Origin of the sequence: Sinorhizobium numidicum, from assembly GCF_029892045.1 — a bacterium.
Taxonomy (GTDB): Bacteria; Pseudomonadota; Alphaproteobacteria; order Rhizobiales; family Rhizobiaceae; genus Sinorhizobium; species Sinorhizobium numidicum.
The window spans coordinates 164,274-184,295 of the sequence record NZ_CP120367.1 but is presented as its reverse complement, the minus strand read 5'-3'; the positions used below and the strand labels follow the sequence as shown (position 1 = coordinate 184,295).

Genomic DNA, 20,022 nt, shown 5'->3' with positions numbered 1-20,022 from the left:
TGGGAGAAAGGCTATGACTAGCTGGAACTCGGGCCGCATAATCGGTCAGAAGCCTCCATTGAAGCCGAAGGAGGTCTGGGCCATCCGAACCCGCCTCCAGATGTGGGGTGCGGTACGCGACCTGGCGCTGTTCAACTCGCGATCGACAGCAAATTGCGAGCTTGTGATCTCGTCGCGATCTCAGTTGCTGATGTTGCGATTTCCGGGAGGGTTCGCGACCGGGCGATCGTTATTCAACGGAAGACCGGCCGACCAGTGCAGTTCGAATTGACCGATCAGACAGGGGAGGCCATCGCTGCATGGATTGGAAGTCGCAGGCTCGGTGAACGGGATTACCTGTTTCCGAGCCGCGTGCACGCAAAGACGCACCTGTCGACGCGGCAATATGGCAGGATCGTCGAAAGGTGGGTGTCGAGCATCGGCCTTGATCCCAAGTGTTACGGCACACATTCGATGAGACGGACTAAGGCGGCGCATATCTGCAAGAAGACGGGCAACCTGCGCGCCGTCCAGCTCTTGCTCGGCCACAAGCAGCTGGAGAGCACCGTGCAGTACCTCGGGATCGGGTCGACGATGCCTTGGCAATTTCTGAGCAAGGGGAGTTGTAGCGCTCAATAGCGGCGCTTCGCGTCGAAGCGCCGCCCGCTGGCCTGCCGAGGAGAAAGTTCGACCCGAAGCGGCCATCCGCTCAATCCATCCCGAATTGCCGCAATGGGGGAAAGCGGTCGCTCGAGCAATCCTGTTCCGAGAAGCGGTTGGAACGGACATTCGATCTGAAGCCACAAAAGGCCCTTGCGGCTGTTGGGATTTCGACCACAGCGGCTGTAGCTGCCGTTCCGGTATTTCGACGAGTGCCCATCTGGATCGAAGAATCTGAATACTCGTGGACTCCAAGACTCATCACCCTCGTGTGGGATTTTGCCGTTCAATCAAGCATCGATGCCGAATGCACGAGCATGCGCCGCCCACGACCTCAATCTTGCGGGGCATAGAGCCGTCTCGAATTCCGTACTCCCTTGAGTTGGAAAGTGCCGACATCGGCCAGATACTCCGCATCTCTGTCAGCGAGCAGCGCACGAAAGTTTTCCGACACCAGCAGCGACGCCCCAAAGCCCTGCAACTCGCCGCGATCCGCCAGACTTCGTTCACTACCGGGCCGATCACGGTAAAGTCCAGCCTTTCGTCGCTGCCGATGTTGCCGTAGAACACGTCGCCGGAGTGCATGCCGAGATAGATCTGAGGCAGCAGCACTCGCCGTCCAGCGGTTCGGCCGCATCGACGTGCTCGCCAACAACGCAGGCTACGGGCTGTTGGGCGCAGTCGAGGAAGCAACGGCAAGCGAGATCGAGGCCCTCTATGCCACCAATGTCTTCGGGGTCTTGAAGGTTACGCGCGCCGTCCTGCCGCACATGCGCCGCCAGCGCTCGGGCCATATCCTGAACTTCTCGTCGATCGGCGGCTACTTTGGCTATCCGGGCTGGGGCGTCTATGGGTCGACGAAGTTCGCGGTCGAAGGCCTGTCGGAATCGCTGGCAGCGGAGGTTGCCCCCTCGGCATCAAGGTGACGATCTTCGAGCCCGGCTTTTTCCGCACGGACTTCCTGCATGACAGCTCGCTGGCGATCAGCCCGGCTTCCATCCCGGAACCCCGAACCGTCATGGACTAACAAGAGGTTGTGAATTCGCCTCAGACTTCTGGCGCGATTTCTGGCTGCTCGCGCTTGCCGCGGAACATCGGACGTCCGGCATAAAGGCCACCCACAATTTCCAGTTGGAAACGCTGCTCGTCGCGATCGCGGACATTACCCGCTATGCCGTCGATTTCATGCAGCTCCGCGCCTAGCGTTTCCAGCGCCTTTTGGCCGAGAAGCATTGCCGATTCGAATGTCTCGCGAATATGGAAATCGACACCTGCCTTGACGAGGTCGAGCGCATGACGGCGATCAGTTGCGCGCGCCAGAACCGGGACAAGGGGGAACTCCGCCTTCACGAGCTCAACGATCTGCGTGGCGTCCTCAGCCCGGTCAACGCAGACCACGATCGCCTCGGTGCGCCCTGCGCCGGCTGCATGCAGTATATCGAGCCGCTTTCCGTCGCCATAGTAGACCTCGAACTCGAACTCCCGCGCCGTATTGATCATCTCGACGTCGATGTCGATGATGGAAATGTCATGACCGTGATCGAGCAGGAACTGGCTTACAATCTGCCCCACCCTGCCGAAACCGATGATCAGGACGGTTCCCTTCAGGTTCTCCGGTCGCTGCACCCCCTCCAATGAAGCGGGGATCGACTTCTCCACGACATTCAAGGCCGCGATAACCAACGGTGTCAACACCATCGAGATTATGATGATGGCCGTCAAAATGGCGCTCTGCTCGATGGTGATGATGCCGGCGGAAAGTGCAGCCGTATAGAGTACAAAGGCGAACTCGCCGCCCTGCGCCATGAACACCGCCCGCTCGATCGCCTCCCAATGGGAGGACCTAAGCAGCCGTGCGACCACGTAGATGACCAGCGCCTTAACGATCATATAGGCCGCGACATAGAAGAGGATTATCTGCCAATTGCGGGCAACGACGCGAAGGTCGAGCGACATCCCCACGGCGAGAAAGAACAGGCCGAGAAGGATGCCGCGAAACGGTTCGACATCGGCTTCCAATTGATGCCGGAACGTGGATTCGGACAAGAGTACGCCAGCGAGAAACGCGCCCATCGCCATCGACAGGCCGCCAAGTTGCATCACATAGGCGGATCCGATCACGACCAGTAGCGCTGCGGCAGTCATGACCTCGCGCGCCTGGGCGCTCGCGATTAGGCCGAACAGTGGATTCAGGAGATAGCGTCCGGCCAGGACCAGGCCGGCAATTGAAGCGATCCCGACGCCGATCGCTAACCAGTCGATGCCTGGGCTCGCGATCGCCCCACCGGGAACGATTGGGGCAAGGAAGGCGACCAGGGCGAGCAAGGGCACGATCGACATGTCTTCCAGCAGGAGGATCGAGACGATCCTCTGCCCCTTCGGCGTCGAGATCTCGCCGCGCTCCCCAAGGAGTTGCATCACAATCGCGGTCGATGTCAGGACGAAACCTGCGCCCGCGACGAATGAGGGCGCGACCGGAAAACCAGTGAACACGCCGATGGCCGTGAGACAGGCGGCGCACAGCCCGACCTGGGCGGCTCCAAGGCCAAAGATCTCGCGCCGCAATCCCCACAGCCGCGAGGGTCTCATCTCCAGACCGATGATGAAGAGGAACATGACGACGCCGAGCTCGGCGACCTGGAGGATTGATGCCGGATCATCGAGTAGTCTCATTCCGAATGGGCCTATTACCACACCACCGGCGAGATAACCCAGAACGGAGCCGAGCCCCAGGCGTTTGAACAACGGAGCCGCGACGATCGCCGCACCGAGCAGGCCGATCACCGGCAGCAGATCGATGCCGTGGGATTCAGAAGACACTTATGCACTCCCCGTTCCGTCGCGGCTCCTAAGCCTGCGCCGCCGAGATTTCAATTTTGGCGGATTACCTGTCTCACCCCGCGTCGATCGAGTCGATCAGGTCGCAAAGTTGATCTGGCAAGCTTCCGTGATGCATACGTTTTTTCAATGGTGCAACATTTCACCTAACTCTACATGCGAAAGCTTCCCATGCTGAAGAGCGCCGTTTCCCGTCTAGCCACGCTCAGGACTGCCGCACCGTTGGCCGCAGGGGCAGCCGGTGATGGAGCTGTCAGCTCGGTCCGGCAAGCACTAAGATACCCCTTGAACTGGCGGTTTCCCCGCGAAATGATGATTGGCATCCCTGTGCCCCTCAGCCCCTCAATTGGGACATTCGGCACCGGTGCTGACCCAGGTAGCGATCAATGCGGCAAACGTCTCCTGCGAACCGGGAGGAGCACTGCGACCTTCGCCAGGGTGCCAGGCCCAGCCGACCAGATGGTCTTCGCCCATGTGGCGTATGAGATCGGCAAGGGAACGATTGCCGTTCCGGCTCGTATCTTTCACCTGTTGGCAGATCTCACCCACCGTCAGCCCTTGCCACGCCATGCTGGCCGGCGCCAATGACCAGTGCGCATTCCCCGGAATTGACTTCATGCGGCTGCCGACCACCGGACGATTCTCGGCACCGTGGCAGGTGCTGCAGACAAGTCCCGCCGGACCTAGCGAGCTTTCGCTGGCATTGATAAACGGCACATGCGGGTGCATGTCTTCACCCTGCGTCGGGCTGCGCGTTGCCGGATGGCAGTTGATGCAGCGCGGATGCGTCATGACACGGCTTGCCTCCTCGAAGATGGCCTTCGAGCGCGCGTTAGTGTCCGCAATCGCATCAAAGTCGGAGACGGGCTTGAGGGCTCCACCATCCGATGATTCGGCATAACTTTGCAGTGATCCCATACCAGCAACGATACCGGTCGCAGCGAGAACGGCGACGAGCGTGATGGCGAAAATCCGCTTGAACATGATCACACCCTCCGCAAATCGTTTTGGTCGATCGGCAGCGATCGCAGACGCTTGCCGGTTGCCACAAAGATCGCATTGAGGAGCGAGGGTGCGACACCCGGTGTGCCGACCTCTCCTATGCCGCCTGGCGCCTCGGAACTTTGCACAATGTGAACCTCGATCTTCGGCGTCTCGTTTATTCTCAGAACGGGAGAATCGTCGAAGTTGCCCTCCACGACGGCGCCGTTCTCGACAGTGATGCGTCCATAGAGAGCAGCGCTCAGACCGTAGATGATGCCGCTCTGTATCTGGGCTTCGACCGTGTCCGGATTGATGACCTGGCCGCAGTCGACGGCGCAGATGATGCGCTCGGTCTTTAGGCTTCCGTCGTCCCCGACGCTCACTTCCGAGATCATCGCGGCGAAACTGCCGAAATCCTCCGAAAGCGCGATGCCTCTTCCCTTGCTGGGGGCAAGAGCGGTTGCCCAACCGGCCTTCTCCGCCGCAAGATCGAGCGCGGCGAGGAGGCGCGGCTTATGCTGAAGCAGGCGCCTGCGGTATTCCAGCGGATCGACGCCGGCGGCATGGGCCAACTCGTCGATGCCGCCTTCTATGGCGGGAAGATTGCGCGTCGCACCGACTCCGCGCCAGTTGCCCGTCAACATGCCCTGCGGAGCCTCATGGCGCACGAAGTCGGTGTATTTATTCGGGATCGCATAGGGGGTTTCGGCGCCCGCCATGATGTCGAGGTCTATGCCATCGCGGGTGAAGGCCGGCAGCCAGCGCGCCATTACGGCAGGGCCGATGACGCGGTGACGCCAGGAAACGGGCATGCCGTCGGCGCCCAGGGTCGCCGTGACCTTGCTGTAGTTCAGGTAGCGATAGCAGTCGTGGCGGATGTCCTCCTCGCGGCTCCAGGTGACCTTGACCGGGCCATCCACCTGCTTTGCGATTTTCGCCGCCAAAATGATCCCGTCGACATCAAGCCGCCGCCCGAAACCGCCACCCAGCAGGTGGTTGTGCACAACGACCTTCTCCAATGGAAGCCCGGTCACATCGGCGACGGCTTGCCGTGCTCGCCCCATGACCTGCGTTCCAACCCACACGTCACAACCATCGCTGCGAACGTGCAGCGTGCAGTTCATCGGCTCCATTGCCGAATGGGTGAGGATCGGGAGGCGGTAGACGAAGTCCAGCGCAGGTCCGTGCTCGGCTTCGGCTTTTGCAACATCGCCCTCGTTGATGTGCGGCAGGGCGTTGCCGTCAATCGCCTCTTCCGCCCGCTTCTCCAAGTCCACCAGCGAAAGAGTGCCATTCGGGCCTGGCTCCCATTCGATGGCGAGAGCAGCGAGCCCCTTGCGTGCGGCACCGGTGTTGTCGGCCACCACGGCAACAGCATCCTCGATCCGGACAACTTGTTTGACGCCCTTTACTGCCATGGCCGGTCCGGTCTCGACCGCGCGCAGTTTGCCGCCGAAGTGGGGACAGATTGCGATCGCCGCGTAAGACACGCCTTGCGGACGGGCGTCGATGCCGAATTTCGCGGTACCGTTGACCTTTTCCGGGCTGTCGAGGCGTCGGACGGAGTGGCCGATCAGTTTGAAGCTGGACGCAGGCTTCAGTGGCATTTCCTGTGGAACGGCTTCAGATGACGCAGCCTGTATCAGGCTGCCATAGGCGGCGCGGCGGCCGCTTGCGGCGTGGACGATATGCCCGGCCTCGGCACTGCACGTCTCGGGCGCGACGCCCCAGCCACGCGCAGCAGCGTTCACCAGCATGATGCGGGCGGCAGCGCCAGCTTTGCGCATCGGCTCGTAAACAGCGCGGATTGCGATGGAGCCGCCGGTGATCTGGTCGCCGAGCAAGGGATTTGCATACCGCGTGGGATCAGCAGGCGCATGCTCCAGCTCCACCTGATCCAGGGAGACTTCCAACTCTTCGGCCAGCAGCATAGCTACCGAAGTATAAATGCCCTGTCCCATCTCCACGGACGGCATGACGAAGACAACCTTGCCGTCGGCGGGGATGCGAATGAAGGCGTTGGGTTCAAAGGCTTCTGCGGCAGCGGACGAAGGCGAAGGCTGCAGGCCAATGACGAGGCCCGCTCCCGTCAGCGATGCACCAATCAGGAAGTGCCGGCGCGATACCGGAAGGGTGAGTTTGTCGTGAACGGACATGGCAAATCACCTCCCCGCTGCAGCGAGCTTGATAGCGGCGCGAATGCGCGGATAGGTGCCGCATCGACAGATATTTCCGGCCATGACGGCGTCGATATCGTCGTCGGTCGGCGACGGGTTGGCAGCTAGGAGCGCGGCCGCGGACATGATCTGTCCAGACTGACAGTAGCCGCACTGGACGACATCGATGTCGAGCCAGGCCTTCTGCACACGGGCGCCTTCGGCAGTCTCGCCAATCGCCTCGATCGTGGTGATCGGCTTGGCCGCCGCATCGGCGACCGGCATGACACACGCCCTCACGGGCACGCCATCGACATGCACCGTACAGGCACCGCACATGGCGATGCCGCAGCCAAATTTCGTGCCAGTGAGACCTATGGTATCGCGTATGACCCAGAGAAGGGGGATGTCGCCGTCTACATCGACGATATATTTCTCACCGTTGATTGAGAGTTCGTAAGACATACAATTGCTCCTTCGGTGCGGAGGGAGGAGTGATGATCGAGTACGCGCGTAGTCTTGGACCGACAGTGCTGACCGTATTTATACGGTTTCAGCACGCGACGCGTCGAAATCGGTCGAGATCGAGACATGCCGCCACTTTGAGATGATGCGGGCATCAGAGTCGTGCTTTGCCACGATGGCGGCAATCGTGTCGCTTCCGACAGGCATTCGAACCGGCGGATCAACCGCATCGGAGAACTCGACGACGAGTTTTGCAAATTTCTCCGGGTCGCCAGGCTGACTGTGATTGAGCCTGGCGGCACGCTCGCGTACCACTCCTGCGGTCTGGTCGTAGTCGCTTATCCGAACCGAGCTAATCGACAGCGAGGAAGAATCCAAGAAGTCCGTCCGGAAGTAGCCCGGCTCGATCACCGATACATGTATACCGAGCGGAGCGAGCTCTGCGTGGAGAGCTTCCGACAGTCCCTCGACTGCAAACTTCGTCGAGCAATACACTCCGAAGCCAGTCGCGGCTCTATAACCGCCGATCGAAGAGATGTTTAGAATTCTGCCCGACTTCTGCTTACGCATTTGCGGAAGGACCGCGCGGGTGACGGTCAGCAGACCGAAGACGTTTGTTCGATAAAGTCGCTCCACCTCCTCCGCCGATGCCTCTTCGACGGCACCAAGCAACCCGAACCCAGCATTGTTCAGAAGGACGTTTATCCCACCGAAACGCTCGACACCGGCTTTCACCGCCTGGCGGGCTTGGTCCGCGTTCGTCACGTCGAGTGGAACGGCCAACAAATTCGATCGCTCTCCGAGTTTGTCGGTGATCAATGTCGCGTTACGGGCCGTGGCCACGACGTTGTCGCCCCCCTCCAACGCCAACTGTGCTATCCGCGCACCGAACCCTCGGGAGGCTCCGGTGATAAGCCAAGTCTTCATAGTCACATCTCCTCATAGGTGACTGCGGTCGCCTCGTGGCTGCAGTCTGTGGCCGGTTTGCGCAACCGTGCCGCTCATTGCGCAGCGGCCGGAGGGAGCCTGGTCCAAAGGTCATTGAATGCGATGCTGTCAAAAAATGCCGATGCCTTAACGATCTTTCCTCCGTGCAAATCGAGGAACCACGCATAGGTGTTCGTATAGGGTTTCCCGTCCTTCGCCGTCCCACTTGCATCGAAAAAGACAATGACGGTATCGCCGTCGGCATACATATTACGGATAGTAGGCTTCAGTCCAACGCTCATGCGAGCATTGAAGGGCCGAATCACATCACCGATAAACGCTTCGCGGCTGGGGTAGCTTTTCGAAGCCAGTGAGTTACCCGTGATCGTCCACGTCACATCCTCGGCCAGAAGGTCGTAGGGACTGCCAGTCCCATTGGCCCAAGCGTCAAAGGCGCGCTGCACGACTTTCTTGTTTTCCGCTTGGTCGGCGGCCCGGCTTTCTCCGGCTGACACCACTGGGATCATCGCCATGGCAATAACGGTGGCCAGCGACTTGCTCATGCTCATCTCACTTATCCTTTCCCAGACTTTCCATCGGTGGACCGGAGTGGGCGGCGGGGGCCCGCCGCCGCGAGATTGCTCAAATCTGGTTCTCCCAGGCCTTGAGCTGGTGATCCTTCAGCATGTCCTCGATCACCTTGGGGCAGACGTTGCGGAACTTGCCCGTGTCGGCCGGAACGATCTCGATCATGCGTTCGATCATCTCCTTGGGATCCATCCTGCCTTCGGGCGTCGCGAAGAAATCGTCGAACCCCTTGCGCAGGTCGGCGCGCTTGGTGATGTTCTCGCTGTCGTCCAGCCAGCGGAACGGATTGTCGGCCATGGTTTCGTTGTAGCCGGTGTAATAGGCGCCCGGATTGATCGTCTGGATCTTGATCCCGTATGCGGCCAGCTCCTGCTGCAACGCCTCGGCGATCGACTCCAGCGCGTGCTTGGTGGAAACGTAGGTGCCCCAGTTGGCCGGGGTGAACAGGCCGCCCATCGAGGAGGTGAAGACCACCTTCTTGCCCTGACTCTTGCCCTCGCGCACCCACTTCTGAACGACGCCCTGCGTCAGCGTGAGTGGCAGGAAGACGTTGATCTCGAAATTGCGACGCACGATGTCGACCGGAATTTCCCAGACCGGGCCGGGCTCACCCTGACCGGCATTGTTCCAGAGAATGTCGAAATCCCAGCCCTGGGCCTGGCGGATGTCGTAGGGGTCGGTGAGGTCAAGCCGCTCGACGCGAACACGGTCGGCCAGGCCGAGCGCCTCCACCTCGTTGCGCAGTGCCGTGACCATCGGCGAAACCTGGCAGGTGGCGATGATGTTGTGGCCGTTCTTGGCCATGCCGATGGCGGCGCCCTTGCCAAAGCCCGAACCGGCGCCGGTGATGAGAATTGTTTTGGACATGGAAGTTCCTTTCGACTGGTTGGTAGTTGCCTTTGAGAGGGTTAGGCGCCCAAGGCGGCGGCCGCCGCCTGTGCGATTTCAAGATCCTGTGGGACGGACCCGCCTGACACGCCGACAGCGCCAATCATCGTGCCGCCCGCATCAACGAGCGGAAGCCCGCCCGCAAAGGGGGCGAGGCCACCGTTCGTAAGTTCGAGCGCGTGGGCGGGCGCGCCCGGCTTGCAATATTCCCAGACTGCCTCGCTGGTGGTCCGGAAAAGCGCGGCGGTTCGTGCCTTGCGTGTGGCGATGTCGATCGAGCCAAGCACTGCGCCATCCATACGGCTGAACGCCTTCAGATGGGCGCCGGAATCCAGCACCGTGATGTTGACGGGCACGCCGAGCTCGGCGGCCTTTGCCTCGCCGGCCGAGATGATCGCCTGGGCTTGTTTGGAGGTCATTTGCAGCATGTGCTTCTCCGTTTGAGTGCTTCGATCGGCACTCTTCACACGTGCCAAGTCGCTGATGAGCATGCTGCTGGACGAATGCCATCGCCGCCATCGTACGGGCGGCTGTCTGGTTAAGACGAGCGGCTATGCGGCTCATGCCTTGGTATGAGGCTCAGCGGTGTCGGCGGTCATTGCAGTTGAGGGCAACCACCGGCCGTCACACCGCTGTTGCCAGCAGTGAGCGTCCGGTTGCGGTTGAAATCTTGATGAAGACTAATCTAGTGCGGGAGCAGATGCGGGCCGGGTGGGCTCATGCCCTCATCACCATTTCCAGGCATTCAACGAAGGCCGTGGTGTCTATCGGCTTCCTGAAGAAGGCCACGGCCCCGCTGGCAAGGGCGACCTCCTCGAGTCCAGGCTCAGTACGAGCGGTAATCAGGATCACAGGCACCTGGGATTGCCGCTCCGCGAGCAGCCTTGTCAGATGAATGCCGCTCATGCCCGGCATCTGGATGTCCGTGATGATACAGAAACAACCCGGCATGACATCCGCTTCGATGAATTCCTCGGCTGATGCGAAACCACGGGCAACATATCCGAGCGAACGGATCAGCCTGACAAGCGCTGACCGCATCGCCTGATCGTCGTCGATAATGGATATGAGTGGTTCCCCAGCCACGCGGCATCACTCGCTTCTTGTTAGCTGGCCGCGGAGATGGGCGGAGCACTGGACGTCAGCCTCGCACACGCACCACCCGTTGGGAATCATACACAGGTGTTAGCGTCAGTGCTCAAGTGCCAGGTTCAAGGCGTCGGCCATTCGCACCAGATCGGCGAGCGTACGAGCACCCATCTTGCGCATCGCGGCGCCACGATGGATTTTGACCGTTACCTCGCTGAGACCCAGATCCCCGGCGATCTGCTTGTTCATCCTGCCGGAGGTCGCCAGCATCATCACTTCCCGCTCGCGCGTCGATAAAGTGGCAAAGCGACCTTTGAGACCGACAGTGAGGTCCTCCGCGGCGCGTCGGCTGCGATCGCGGTTGATCGCCGTGCTCACTGCATCGAGCATGTCCTGGTCGCGGAAAGGCTTCGGCAGAAAGTCTACGGCCCCGGCCTTCATGGCCCGAACCGTCATGGGAATATCGCCGTGACCGGTTATCAGGACGACGGGTAAGTTGATGCCCAAGGCGCCAAGCTGCGCCTGGAATTCAAGCCCGTTGATGCCCGGCAGCCTTACGTCGAGTACAATGCATCCGGGTAGATCCGGTCGCTGGGCATCGATAAATTCGCGGGCAGTTCCATAGCTGCGCGTTTCAAGGCTAACCGAGCGGAACAGGCGGTCTAGCGCGCGACGCAGCGCTTCATCGTCGTCGACGATGAAGACTATCGCTCTATCGTCCGGACTGTACGACATCTAAAGGGCCATATTCTCTAAAAGCGTTGAAACCATAGCATGAGGGAAACTGCTCGGAGATAAGACGAAGGTATTAGCCATCTTGGACTTGATGCGGGCTCCTTCATCGAATCGTTCGTGGAACTGACCGAAGCAGTTCAGGAGGTTATGTCGGCGAGCGGTTGGGGCGCTTGAGAGGGCATGACGGGATCCGGACCGCCTTTTCTGGATTTTGCCGGCGCGGAAATGGGAACAGTAAACGAAAACACGGCGCCGCCTTTCTCGGCGTTTGTCGCCCAGAGTGCGCCGCTGTGGGCCTCTATGATTGATCGGCAGATCGACAGCCCCACCCCGAGACCGGTCGGCTTGGTCGTGTAAAACGGTTCGAAGACGCGCTCCAAGGTGGCTTGCGTCAAGCCCGGACCGGAGTCCTGCACGCTGACAAAGACATTGTCGTCGTCTCTTCCGGCGGTGATCCGAACATTGCGATTACCATCGTCGACATCGCTCATTGCCTCGATGGCGTTGGTGATCAAGTTGAGCATCACTTGCTGCAACTGTATGCGGTCTCCTCGGACGGTCGGCAAGCCCTCCGAGAGTTGGACCTGTAAGGAGATACCGTTCTTCAGGGCTTTGCCGCGGCTAAGGGCAACGATCTCGCTGAGCGCCTCGGTGATGTCCAGGTTCTCAAGCGACGGCGGTGCGTTCTTGAACAGGGAGCGTATCCGATCAATGACATTGCCGGCTCGCGTGCCGTCCTTCACAACGTCGTCGAGTGCCTCTCTCACCTCCGCAAGATCCGGCGGGTCCCTTCTCAGCCAGCGAAGAGCAGCCTGCGCGTTGGCGAGTGCAGCGGCGATCGGCTGATTGACCTCGTGCGCGATTGAGGCGGAGAGTTCCACCAGGCTTGCGACCTGCGATGCACGCGCCAGCCTGTCGTTCGCGGCCTGGAGGGCCGCCTCTGCTCGTTTGCGTTCGTCAATGTCGATAAGCAACTCAAACCATCGCAGAATGCGTCCGTCGACGTCCCGCAACGGCATAGCCAGCACATTGAACCAGCGATAGACGTCATCTGCGCGTCGCAAACGGGTCTCGATGTCGTAGGATCGACCTGCTTCATAATTTGCGTTGTGAGCGGCGATTGTGCGCCCCAAGTCCTCAGGATGGACGGCGTCTGTGGCTTCCCATTCCTTCAGCGTCTCCAGGGTCTTGCCAAAATAGTTGAGCGTGGCCTGATTGAGGCCCTCGACCGCCCCCGATGGCATCGTCACGGCGACCGGAACCGGGATGCTGTCGACGATCAACTGAAAGTCGAGCTCACGTCGCCGCAAGGTCTCCTCAGCTCGCCGAAAATCCTCGACATCGGTGACCGTTCCGCACCATTTGACGATCCGTCCGTCATCGTCAAACATCGGACTACATCGCACGCGAACCCAGCGATACTGCCCGTCGAAGCGCCGTACGCGCGCGTCCATCTCGCCGGGCTTGCCGGACGCCAGAATCGACCGCCAGCGTTCGAGCAGTGTGGGCAGGTCGTCCGGGTTGATCGCGGCCTGCCATTCCCATCCATGGGCTTCGTCGAGACTGAGGCCGGTGTATTCAGACCAGCGTCGATTGATAAGCTCGAGGTGCCCGTCGGGCAGTGCGATCCACACCATGGCCGGGAGTGCGTCCAAAACGCGGCTGAGATCGAACTCCATTGCTGTCCTTTCCCCTCGAAAAGTATCGATTAGAGTTTGCTTACGATGTCATTCGATCTGTGTACAGACCGAAGAGACGGACGCTGCGCAAGGAATGCAATATCCGCGCTTGCCGTGTACGTCATTCGAAAAACCTCCTATGATAAATCTCCTCCCGAGAGCTTCCGGAGAATCCAAATGATCCAGCTTGGGCCACCGCTACGAGTTGCGAGCGAAGCAGATGCAAGCGAGCTGGCTGAACTCGTCAACTTCGCCGGCGAGGGCTTGCCCCTGTACATTTGGGAGGGACTTGCAAAGGACGGCCAGGATCCTTGGGAGGTTGGTCGAGCTCGTCAAATCGAAAAGGCACGCGAAGGCCAGATCGTGGTTGTGGACTTTGGAGACGGTGCTGTAGCAAGTCTGACTGGCTACCCAATCGGTTCCGAACCCAAGCTAATTGGCGACGACTTCCCCGCCCTGTTTCGGCCGCTTCAAGAACTGGAAAACAAGGCACTGGAAAGCTGGTATGTCAATGTGCTGGCCTGCTATCCCGAATACCGAGGGCAAGGACTTGGCTCGCGACTACTCAATCTTGCAGAACAAATAGCACGGCAAGAGGCGTTTCGTCGGATGAGTGTCATCGTCGCCAACAACAACGCAGGTGCAAGACGACTATATGAGCGGCATGGCTACGAAGTTGCTGCCACACTGCCCTGTGTGAAGGACGGCTGGGAGACCGATACAGAGCACTGGGTGCTCCTGATTAAGTCGCTCGGTCCAGTGGAAGGCCGCTAAGTCTGCACTGCAGACGTTCATCGCCATCGCAGTGAACTTCCGCCCTCCACCCATTCGAGACAATCGATGGATGGCCGATGCGACCGCTCTCGGGAGGCGACTGTGCATCCTTCGTCTTGATAGGAGTCGAACCGCAGGTCCGCAATCTCACGCCCCCGCGCCATGCGGAAGGGAAGGTGACGCTGTACAAATCGGCCGTCAGCCCGTAACCTTCGAAGCGCCCCTAACAACGCACCGCAATAAGTGGTCACCAGTCATTGAACATCCTTGAACAACTGGGGACTATCAAGGCCTGACCGTTGTTCCTATGACCCCCCATGGGGCGGCTACTGAGCGCACCGATATGCCACGCCCTCTTGGCGCAGCCGCCAGGGCTTCAGTGCGGGATGAGGAAAAATGTGCGGTTTTTCGCCCGCCAATGTCTTGGAATCGAACCGACAGAAGGCCGCGATGTCATTCAAACCATTGCTTGGCGACGGACGTATCCGGGCCCGGGAAGAGGAAACAGCACCGCTGCAAACTGCGTCCTGGATTGGCTCTTCGGTCGTATTCGACAGTCGTCGCTGGGTTTGTCAGGAAGCAGAACTCCGCTGGACGGCACCGCACCATCTGGTCGTGCTGACAGACGGGGGGAGCACGTCCCGGACATCGATACGCACCGAAGGCAAGGCACTTTATGAGGGGCAGGACCGGCCCGGTGTCCTCACTTTTGTTCCGGCCGGCGCAGAGCGCGTCGGCTTCTATCGCGACGTAGACCTCTCGTATTCCGCCCTGTGGATTGACCCCGAACTTGCGCTCCCGGGATTGGAACGCCTGCGCGACATCCCGATTCTGGTGAACAGGAGCGACACCGTCATCGGCACGCTCTTGACAGCGCTTTGCACCGAGATGTCACTCGGCCACTTGCCCGATACCGTCTACGTCGAGCATCTGGTGGCCCTCGTCGGCTTGCGCATGGCCAGCCTGGAGGGAAACCCACGCCCAGCTGCGAGCCAAGGCCGCCTTGGTCGCCGGGCGTTTGAGCGTGTCCGCGATTATATCGACGCTCACGTGGCCTCCGATATCTCGCTGAGCGAGGTGGCAGCCATTGCCGGCATGCCGGTTGATACTTTCGCACGTCGCTTCAAGGAGACAACCGGCCGTCCGCCCTATGCCTATATACTCGAGGAACGCGTAAGAAGGGCGGAACTGCTCCTCAGCGATACCAGCACAGCAATAGGCGCCATTGCATTCCGCCTCGGCTTCTCCAGCCAGAGCCATTTCACCGCAACATTCCGTCGCCTTAAGGGCATCACCCCGCGTGCCTACCGGCTGCAGTTTTCTCCAGAATCCTGACAGCGCCTCCGGTTTCCTGACAGAAAGCGATCCCCCGCGCTCCCAAGTCCCAGATGTCGAAGAAAGCAAGTCGCCGGCTCGCCAGAGGGTGGAAGCCCTTTCCGGGATCACGCCGTTGCGACTGGGAGATCATTCATGGCTGAAACGGACTTCAGGATTACGCGCCGGGCGGTTTTGGAAGGCGGAGCGGCGACTTGCCTCCTCCTGGCATCCGGCTTGCCCGTCAGGGCTCAGGACGCAGCGGCGGCGGCCGAGCGCGTCACCATGCCGATATCGAGAATACCGATGACCTTCAGGATCAACGCTACGGAGCATGCCCTGGAGCTCGACCCGCGCATGACCCTGCTTGATGCCCTGCGAAACCATCTCGGCCTCACCGGCTCCAAAAAAGGCTGTGACCACGGCCAGTGTGGTGCGTGCACCGTTCTCGTGAACGGCCGACGGATCAATTCCTGCCTCTCGCTCGCAGCCCAGCACGAAGGCGACGAGATCACGACGATCGAGGGGCTGGCCGACGGCGACGAGCTGCACCCGGTCCAGGCAGCCTTCGTCGCTCATGACGGCTTCCAGTGCGGCTATTGCACACCGGGGCAGATCTGTTCGGCGGTGGGAATGCTCGAGGAGATCCGGGCCGGCTGGCCGAGCTATGCAAGTACCGACGGGGCGGCCAGGCCCGATGCGCTTACCGAAGCAGAGATCCGTGAGCGTATGAGCGGCAATATCTGCCGTTGTGCTGCCTATCCCAACATCATCGCAGCAATCCGCGACGCAGCAAAAGAGGTGTAAGCATGCAACCCTTTACCTACGAGCGCGCCAGCAGCGTGAAGGCGGCGGCAGCCGCCGTGGCGGCCCGGCCCGAAGCGAAGTTCATCAGCGGCGGCACCAATCTTCTCGACTTGATGAAGCTGGAGATCGAGCGGCCGGCACATCTCGTCGATATCAGCCGGCTGCCGCTCGACGAGATCAACGAGACGCCGGAAGGCGGCCTTCGGATCGGGGCGCAGGTCCGCAACAGCGATCTCGCCGCCGACCCGCGAGTGCGATCGCGCTATCCGATGCTCTCGCATGCGCTTCTCGCGGGAGCCTCCGGCCAGATCCGCAACAAGGCCTCGACTGCCGGCAATCTTCTGCAGCGCACGCGCTGCCCCTATTTCTATGACGGCAACATGCCCTGCAACAAGCGCGAGCCGGGTTCGGGCTGCGCGGCTCTCGAGGGCTTCAACCGGATGCACGCTGTGCTCGGCGCCAGCGAGGCCTGCATCGCGGTGCATCCCTCGGATATGGCTGTGGCCATGGCCGCACTCGACGCTGAGGTCGAAACCACCTTGCCCGACGGCACGATCCGCACGATCCCCATCGGCGACCTTCACCGCTTGCCGGCCGCGACCCCGCATGTCGAGACGGAACTCGGCCACGGCGAGATGATCACCGGCGCGATCCTGCCGCCCCCGCCTCCCGGCCGGCAGCTCTACCGCAAGGTGCGCGACCGCGCTTCCTACGCCTTTGCGCTCGTCTCGGTAGCGATCGTTGTCGAAAAGAGCGGCGACCGCATACAGAGCGCCCGCATCGCGATCGGCGGCGTTGCACCAAAGCCGTGGCGCCCGATGGATGCGGAGTACGTGCTTGCCGGGACGGCCGCCGCCGACGCCGCCTTTACCGAGGCGGCAGAGAGCGCCCTCGCCGGAGCCGTCGGGCGTGGCGGCAATGATTTCAAGATCCCGCTGGCAAAGCGAACGATCCGGCAGACGCTCGCCGCGGCTGTCGAAGGTGCATGAGGTGCGATGATGACAGAGACCATAATCCGGGAAAACCGTAGCTCCGAGACCGGCAATGGTCTCATCGGTCAGCCGCTCGCGCGCGTCGACGGGCCGCTCAAAGTCACCGGCCGTGCGACCTACGCCTATGAGCATGCCTTGGATGGGGCCGCGTATGGCTACATCCTCGGTGCCGCCATCGCCAAGGGTCGTATCGTCGGGATCGACACTGCGGAAGCCGAACGGGCCCTCGGCGTCCTTCATGTCATGACCCACCGGAACGCGCCGGCTCAGTCGGAATTCGGCCCAGCGGTCACGCCGACGGTACCCGAGGTCTTCACCCGCGCCAGGCCGGTTCTCAATAGCAGCCGCGTTCGCTTCTACGACGAGCCAGTGGCGCTCGTCGTGGCGGAAACCTTCGAGGCGGCGCGCGCCGCCGCGAGGCTCATCAGGGTGCGCTATGAAGAGGAGCGCGGGGCCTTCGATCTGTCGGCGCGTCTCGCCGACGCCTACACGCCCCGGCGCACCAATGCCGGCTTTGAGACGGACAGCGCGATCGGGGACTTCGATGGGGCTTTCGCCGCTGCCCTGGTGAAAGTCGACGCAACCTATCGGACGCCCTACGAGCACCACAACCCGATGGAGCCGCATGCAACGCTCGCCGTCTGGTCGGGCGACGAGGTGACGATCTATACGTCCGCACAAACGCTTGCCAACTTCCAGGCCGGCCTCGCCAGCACGCTCGGCATTCCGCGAGAGCGTGTTCGCATCGTCAGCCCGTTCATCGGCGGTGGTTTCGGCTCGAAGTTGATCGTCCATGCCGACGGCGTGCTCGCCGCGCTCGCCGCAAGAGTTCTGCGCCGCCCAGTCAAGGTGGCGCTGACGCGGCAGCAGATGTTTGCCAATGCCGGTCAGCGGGCGGAGATGGTCCAGCAGGTGCGTCTCGGCGCGGACCGCGACGGGCGGCTGACGTCGATCGGCCATGATGTCTGGTCGGCGACCTCCAGCTTCGAGGAGTTCTGCGAGCAGACCGCGGTCTTCGGCCGCTCGCTTTATGCCGCGCCGAACCGGTTGACCCGCCACCGCCTCGTCCCCGTCGATCTCAATCGCGGCGAATGGATGCGCTCGCCGGGCGAAGCGCCGGGCATGCTCGCCTTTGAATGTGCCGTGGATGAACTCGCCGAGCGGCTCGGCCTCGATCCGATCGAGCTCAGGGTCCGCAACGAGCCGACCGAAGACCCGGAGCGCGGCGTTCCGTTTTCAACCCGCAACCTCGTCGCCTGCATGCAGGAAGGTGGACGGCGCTTCGGCTGGGAACGCCGCAACCCGACTCCGGGCCGCATCCGCGAAGGCCGCAAGCTTATCGGCTACGGCATGGCAGCCGCCATTCGGCCGAATTATATCGGCGAGACGACGGCGAAGGTCGCGATCGATGCGAGCGGCCGGGTCACGGCTGAGCTCGACATGACCGATATCGGAACCGGCACCTACACCATCCTCACCCAGATTGCGGCAGAAAGCCTCGGTGTGCCGATCGCCGCAGTCAAGGTCGAGCTCGGCGACAGCCGTTTCCCGCGGACGGCCGGCTCCGGCGGCTCCTGGGGAGCGGCGAGCGCGGGTTCGGCATTGCACCACGCCTGCAACGCCCTTAAGGAGAGGATCATGGAGGCGGCCCGGTTCAGCGGCGGCTCACCGCTGCGTGGCGCGGACGACGCCAAGCCGACCTTCGTCGGCGGAGAGGTCAGGGTCGGCGACCGTTCCGTGAGCCTGACCGACCTCATCGGCAGAATTGCCCCCGACGGCATTGAGGCCACCGGTTCGGTCGCCGCCGGCCGCGACACGGAAAGCTACAGAACCCACTCCCAGCACTCCTATGGAGCGCACTTCGCGGAAGTCGCGGTCGATCGCGACACGGGCGAGATCCGCATGCGCCGCATGCTGTCGGTGATCGGTGCAGGCCGGATCCTCAACCCCAAGACCGCACGCTCGCAGATCCTCGGCGGAATGACCTGGGGCATTGGCGCTGCGCTGATGGAGGAAACCGTGCTAGACCCCCGCTACGGCCATTTCGTCAACCACGATCTCGCCGAGTATCATGTCCCCGTCAACGGCGACGTGCCGGAGATGGAGGTCGTCTTTCTCGATGAATACGACGACAAGGCCAACCCGCTCGGCGCCAAGGGGCTCGGCGAACTCGGCGTCTGCGGTGCAGGCGCAGCAATAGCCAACGCCGTCTACAACGCGAGCGGTGTCCGCGTACGCGAATTCCCAATCACCCTGGACAAGCTGCTCCCGGGCTTGCCCGCGACAGCCATCTGACTCTGCCAACGCGACAGAGCGGTTGACCGTCATCAGAAACAGTGAACCGTATCGTCAGAAGACAAAGCCAGCAGGAATGTTCATGACAACGGAAACGGCTCTAAACTCTTACATGGATGCGATACTGGCGAACTGCCGACAGTACTGGCTCAATTATTCAAACGTCCACTGCTCAAATGAGCACATCACATCCTATCAGACAGGGGTCCCTCATCCCCAACTGAATGGCGTTATCCGGATGAGGGAGGCCGCCGCCGTTGAAAAAATTCCTCTCATCGTTTCCCAACTGAGCGGCAGACCGTCAGTCTGGTGGATAGGGCCGGATAGCTACCCTGCGGCCAGTGATGACCTGGTTGACGCCGGTGCCCGACTGATTGGAAAGGTCCCGGTGATGGCAGTTCAACTCGAGGACCTGCGGCCCCCAGCGAAGCTGGCAGGAAACGTTTCAATAGAACGGTTGGAAGGCGGAGAAGAACTGGGGTCGTGGGTTCAATGCTATTCCGAGCCCATGGGTGTCGCTGCAGAGGATTTTGCCGTCATGCTTCACGCTGAACAAAATCGCTCTGACGCTTCCGGACAGCTGACCCGCTTTGCAGCGCGTTCCGAGGGCGAGATCGTTGGAACCTCGGAGCTTTTTGTGCACGATAATGTTGCCGGGGTCTATCTTGTTACGACCAAAAATAGCCATCGTAGGCTGGGTATCGGCACAGCGTTGACCCAAGCAGCCGCTGTAGCCGGCCTTGAACTGGGCCTGAAAATTGGAACATTGCAGGCGAGTAGCAGTGGATATCCTGTGTGTACAAAAAAATGGGATTTGATGACGTAGCTTCTTACAACCTTCTGATGTTTCCA

General features: G+C 61.2%; 17 protein-coding genes and 3 pseudogenes. 8 read left to right on the top strand and 12 right to left on the bottom strand.

All coding sequences use genetic code 11. The annotated features are described in order from the left end of the window. Positions 1-13 precede the first annotated feature (13 nt). Positions 14-608, top strand: a pseudogene (locus PYH37_RS00905) (tyrosine-type recombinase/integrase). A 498-nt stretch (positions 609-1,106) separates the two neighbouring features. Here PYH37_RS00905 and PYH37_RS00900 read toward each other — a convergent pair. After that, positions 1,107-1,236, bottom strand: a pseudogene (locus PYH37_RS00900) (adenylate/guanylate cyclase domain-containing protein); the annotation flags it as partial. 2 nt (positions 1,237-1,238) lie between these two features. Between PYH37_RS00900 and PYH37_RS00895 the strand changes: the two are divergent. Further along, positions 1,239-1,645: pseudogene (locus PYH37_RS00895) on the top strand (SDR family NAD(P)-dependent oxidoreductase); the annotation flags it as partial. Between the two features lie 41 nt (positions 1,646-1,686). On the opposite strand, the gene PYH37_RS00890 reads toward PYH37_RS00895, so the two are convergent. The 11 genes from PYH37_RS00890 to PYH37_RS00840 form a co-directional block, all read right to left on the bottom strand. Continuing rightward, complete coding sequence (locus tag PYH37_RS00890; protein WP_280731592.1) at positions 1,687-3,459, bottom strand: monovalent cation:proton antiporter-2 (CPA2) family protein; 1,773 nt, start codon at positions 3,457-3,459, stop codon at positions 1,687-1,689. A gap of 360 nt (positions 3,460-3,819) precedes the next feature. Further along, positions 3,820-4,461 carry an Isoquinoline 1-oxidoreductase subunit gene (locus tag PYH37_RS00885; RefSeq protein ID WP_280731591.1) on the bottom strand — a complete coding sequence of 214 codons (642 nt, stop codon included), beginning with the start codon at positions 4,459-4,461 and terminating at the stop codon, positions 3,820-3,822. A 2-nt stretch (positions 4,462-4,463) separates the two neighbouring features. Continuing rightward, positions 4,464-6,617 (bottom strand): xanthine dehydrogenase family protein molybdopterin-binding subunit, encoded by a 2,154-nt coding sequence (locus PYH37_RS00880; RefSeq protein ID WP_280731590.1) that lies wholly within the window; start codon positions 6,615-6,617, stop codon positions 4,464-4,466. A gap of 6 nt (positions 6,618-6,623) precedes the next feature. Continuing rightward, positions 6,624-7,082: a (2Fe-2S)-binding protein gene (locus PYH37_RS00875; RefSeq protein ID WP_280731588.1), complete on the bottom strand. Its 459-nt coding sequence runs from the start codon at positions 7,080-7,082 to the stop codon at positions 6,624-6,626. A gap of 78 nt (positions 7,083-7,160) precedes the next feature. Next, positions 7,161-8,009 carry an SDR family NAD(P)-dependent oxidoreductase gene (locus PYH37_RS00870; protein ID WP_280731587.1) on the bottom strand — a complete coding sequence of 283 codons (849 nt, stop codon included), beginning with the start codon at positions 8,007-8,009 and terminating at the stop codon, positions 7,161-7,163. A gap of 74 nt (positions 8,010-8,083) precedes the next feature. After that, positions 8,084-8,578, bottom strand: a complete 495-nt coding sequence (locus PYH37_RS00865) for a nuclear transport factor 2 family protein (RefSeq protein WP_280731586.1) — start codon at positions 8,576-8,578, stop codon at positions 8,084-8,086. 73 nt (positions 8,579-8,651) lie between these two features. Beyond that, positions 8,652-9,464, bottom strand: coding sequence for an SDR family oxidoreductase (locus tag PYH37_RS00860; RefSeq protein ID WP_280731585.1), 813 nt, complete (start codon positions 9,462-9,464; stop codon positions 8,652-8,654). A gap of 41 nt (positions 9,465-9,505) precedes the next feature. After that, positions 9,506-9,913 carry a GlcG/HbpS family heme-binding protein gene (locus PYH37_RS00855; RefSeq protein WP_280731584.1) on the bottom strand — a complete coding sequence of 136 codons (408 nt, stop codon included), beginning with the start codon at positions 9,911-9,913 and terminating at the stop codon, positions 9,506-9,508. Between the two features lie 289 nt (positions 9,914-10,202). Then, positions 10,203-10,571, bottom strand: a complete 369-nt coding sequence (locus PYH37_RS00850; RefSeq protein ID WP_280731582.1) for a response regulator transcription factor — start codon at positions 10,569-10,571, stop codon at positions 10,203-10,205. A gap of 105 nt (positions 10,572-10,676) precedes the next feature. Further along, positions 10,677-11,309: a response regulator transcription factor gene (locus tag PYH37_RS00845; protein ID WP_280731581.1), complete on the bottom strand. Its 633-nt coding sequence runs from the start codon at positions 11,307-11,309 to the stop codon at positions 10,677-10,679. A 137-nt stretch (positions 11,310-11,446) separates the two neighbouring features. Beyond that, positions 11,447-12,988 carry a PAS domain-containing sensor histidine kinase gene (locus PYH37_RS00840; RefSeq protein WP_280731580.1) on the bottom strand — a complete coding sequence of 514 codons (1,542 nt, stop codon included), beginning with the start codon at positions 12,986-12,988 and terminating at the stop codon, positions 11,447-11,449. Positions 12,989-13,165: 177 nt separating this feature from the next. On the opposite strand from PYH37_RS00840, the gene PYH37_RS00835 reads away from it, so the two are divergent. The 6 genes from PYH37_RS00835 (at position 13,166) to PYH37_RS00810 (ending at position 19,996) form a co-directional block, all read left to right on the top strand. Beyond that, complete coding sequence (locus PYH37_RS00835) at positions 13,166-13,762, top strand: GNAT family N-acetyltransferase (RefSeq protein WP_280731579.1); 597 nt, start codon at positions 13,166-13,168, stop codon at positions 13,760-13,762. A gap of 450 nt (positions 13,763-14,212) precedes the next feature. Then, the gene (locus PYH37_RS00830) at positions 14,213-15,097 is read left to right on the top strand and encodes a helix-turn-helix transcriptional regulator (protein ID WP_280731578.1); all 885 of its coding nucleotides are present in this window, start codon (positions 14,213-14,215) and stop codon (positions 15,095-15,097) included. 264 nt (positions 15,098-15,361) lie between these two features. Then, positions 15,362-15,883 carry a 2Fe-2S iron-sulfur cluster-binding protein gene (locus PYH37_RS00825; RefSeq protein WP_425336086.1) on the top strand — a complete coding sequence of 174 codons (522 nt, stop codon included), beginning with the start codon at positions 15,362-15,364 and terminating at the stop codon, positions 15,881-15,883. Between the two features lie 2 nt (positions 15,884-15,885). Next, entirely contained in the window at positions 15,886-16,872 is a 987-nt protein-coding gene (locus PYH37_RS00820) for an FAD binding domain-containing protein (protein WP_280731576.1), read from the top strand. Between the two features lie 9 nt (positions 16,873-16,881). After that, positions 16,882-19,170 carry a xanthine dehydrogenase family protein molybdopterin-binding subunit gene (locus PYH37_RS00815; protein ID WP_280732487.1) on the top strand — a complete coding sequence of 763 codons (2,289 nt, stop codon included), beginning with the start codon at positions 16,882-16,884 and terminating at the stop codon, positions 19,168-19,170. An 82-nt stretch (positions 19,171-19,252) separates the two neighbouring features. Beyond that, positions 19,253-19,996 carry a GNAT family N-acetyltransferase gene (locus PYH37_RS00810; protein WP_280731575.1) on the top strand — a complete coding sequence of 248 codons (744 nt, stop codon included), beginning with the start codon at positions 19,253-19,255 and terminating at the stop codon, positions 19,994-19,996. Positions 19,997-20,022: the final 26 nt, after the last annotated feature.

Coding starts and splice junctions, on each gene's coding strand:
- PYH37_RS00855 (WP_280731584.1), bottom strand. CDS start 9,913: ATGCTGCAAATGACCTCCAAACAAGCCCAGGCGATCATCTCGGCCGGC.
- PYH37_RS00865 (WP_280731586.1), bottom strand. CDS start 8,578: ATGAGCATGAGCAAGTCGCTGGCCACCGTTATTGCCATGGCGATGATC.
- PYH37_RS00840 (WP_280731580.1), bottom strand. CDS start 12,988: ATGGAGTTCGATCTCAGCCGCGTTTTGGACGCACTCCCGGCCATGGTG.
- PYH37_RS00835 (WP_280731579.1), top strand. CDS start 13,166: ATGATCCAGCTTGGGCCACCGCTACGAGTTGCGAGCGAAGCAGATGCA.
- PYH37_RS00820 (WP_280731576.1), top strand. CDS start 15,886: ATGCAACCCTTTACCTACGAGCGCGCCAGCAGCGTGAAGGCGGCGGCA.
- PYH37_RS00810 (WP_280731575.1), top strand. CDS start 19,253: ATGACAACGGAAACGGCTCTAAACTCTTACATGGATGCGATACTGGCG.
- PYH37_RS00815 (WP_280732487.1), top strand. CDS start 16,882: ATGACAGAGACCATAATCCGGGAAAACCGTAGCTCCGAGACCGGCAAT.
- PYH37_RS00885 (WP_280731591.1), bottom strand. CDS start 4,461: ATGTTCAAGCGGATTTTCGCCATCACGCTCGTCGCCGTTCTCGCTGCG.
- PYH37_RS00860 (WP_280731585.1), bottom strand. CDS start 9,464: ATGTCCAAAACAATTCTCATCACCGGCGCCGGTTCGGGCTTTGGCAAG.
- PYH37_RS00875 (WP_280731588.1), bottom strand. CDS start 7,082: ATGTCTTACGAACTCTCAATCAACGGTGAGAAATATATCGTCGATGTA.
- PYH37_RS00830 (WP_280731578.1), top strand. CDS start 14,213: ATGTCATTCAAACCATTGCTTGGCGACGGACGTATCCGGGCCCGGGAA.
- PYH37_RS00825 (WP_425336086.1), top strand. CDS start 15,362: ATGCCGATATCGAGAATACCGATGACCTTCAGGATCAACGCTACGGAG.
- PYH37_RS00845 (WP_280731581.1), bottom strand. CDS start 11,309: ATGTCGTACAGTCCGGACGATAGAGCGATAGTCTTCATCGTCGACGAC.
- PYH37_RS00870 (WP_280731587.1), bottom strand. CDS start 8,009: ATGAAGACTTGGCTTATCACCGGAGCCTCCCGAGGGTTCGGTGCGCGG.
- PYH37_RS00880 (WP_280731590.1), bottom strand. CDS start 6,617: ATGTCCGTTCACGACAAACTCACCCTTCCGGTATCGCGCCGGCACTTC.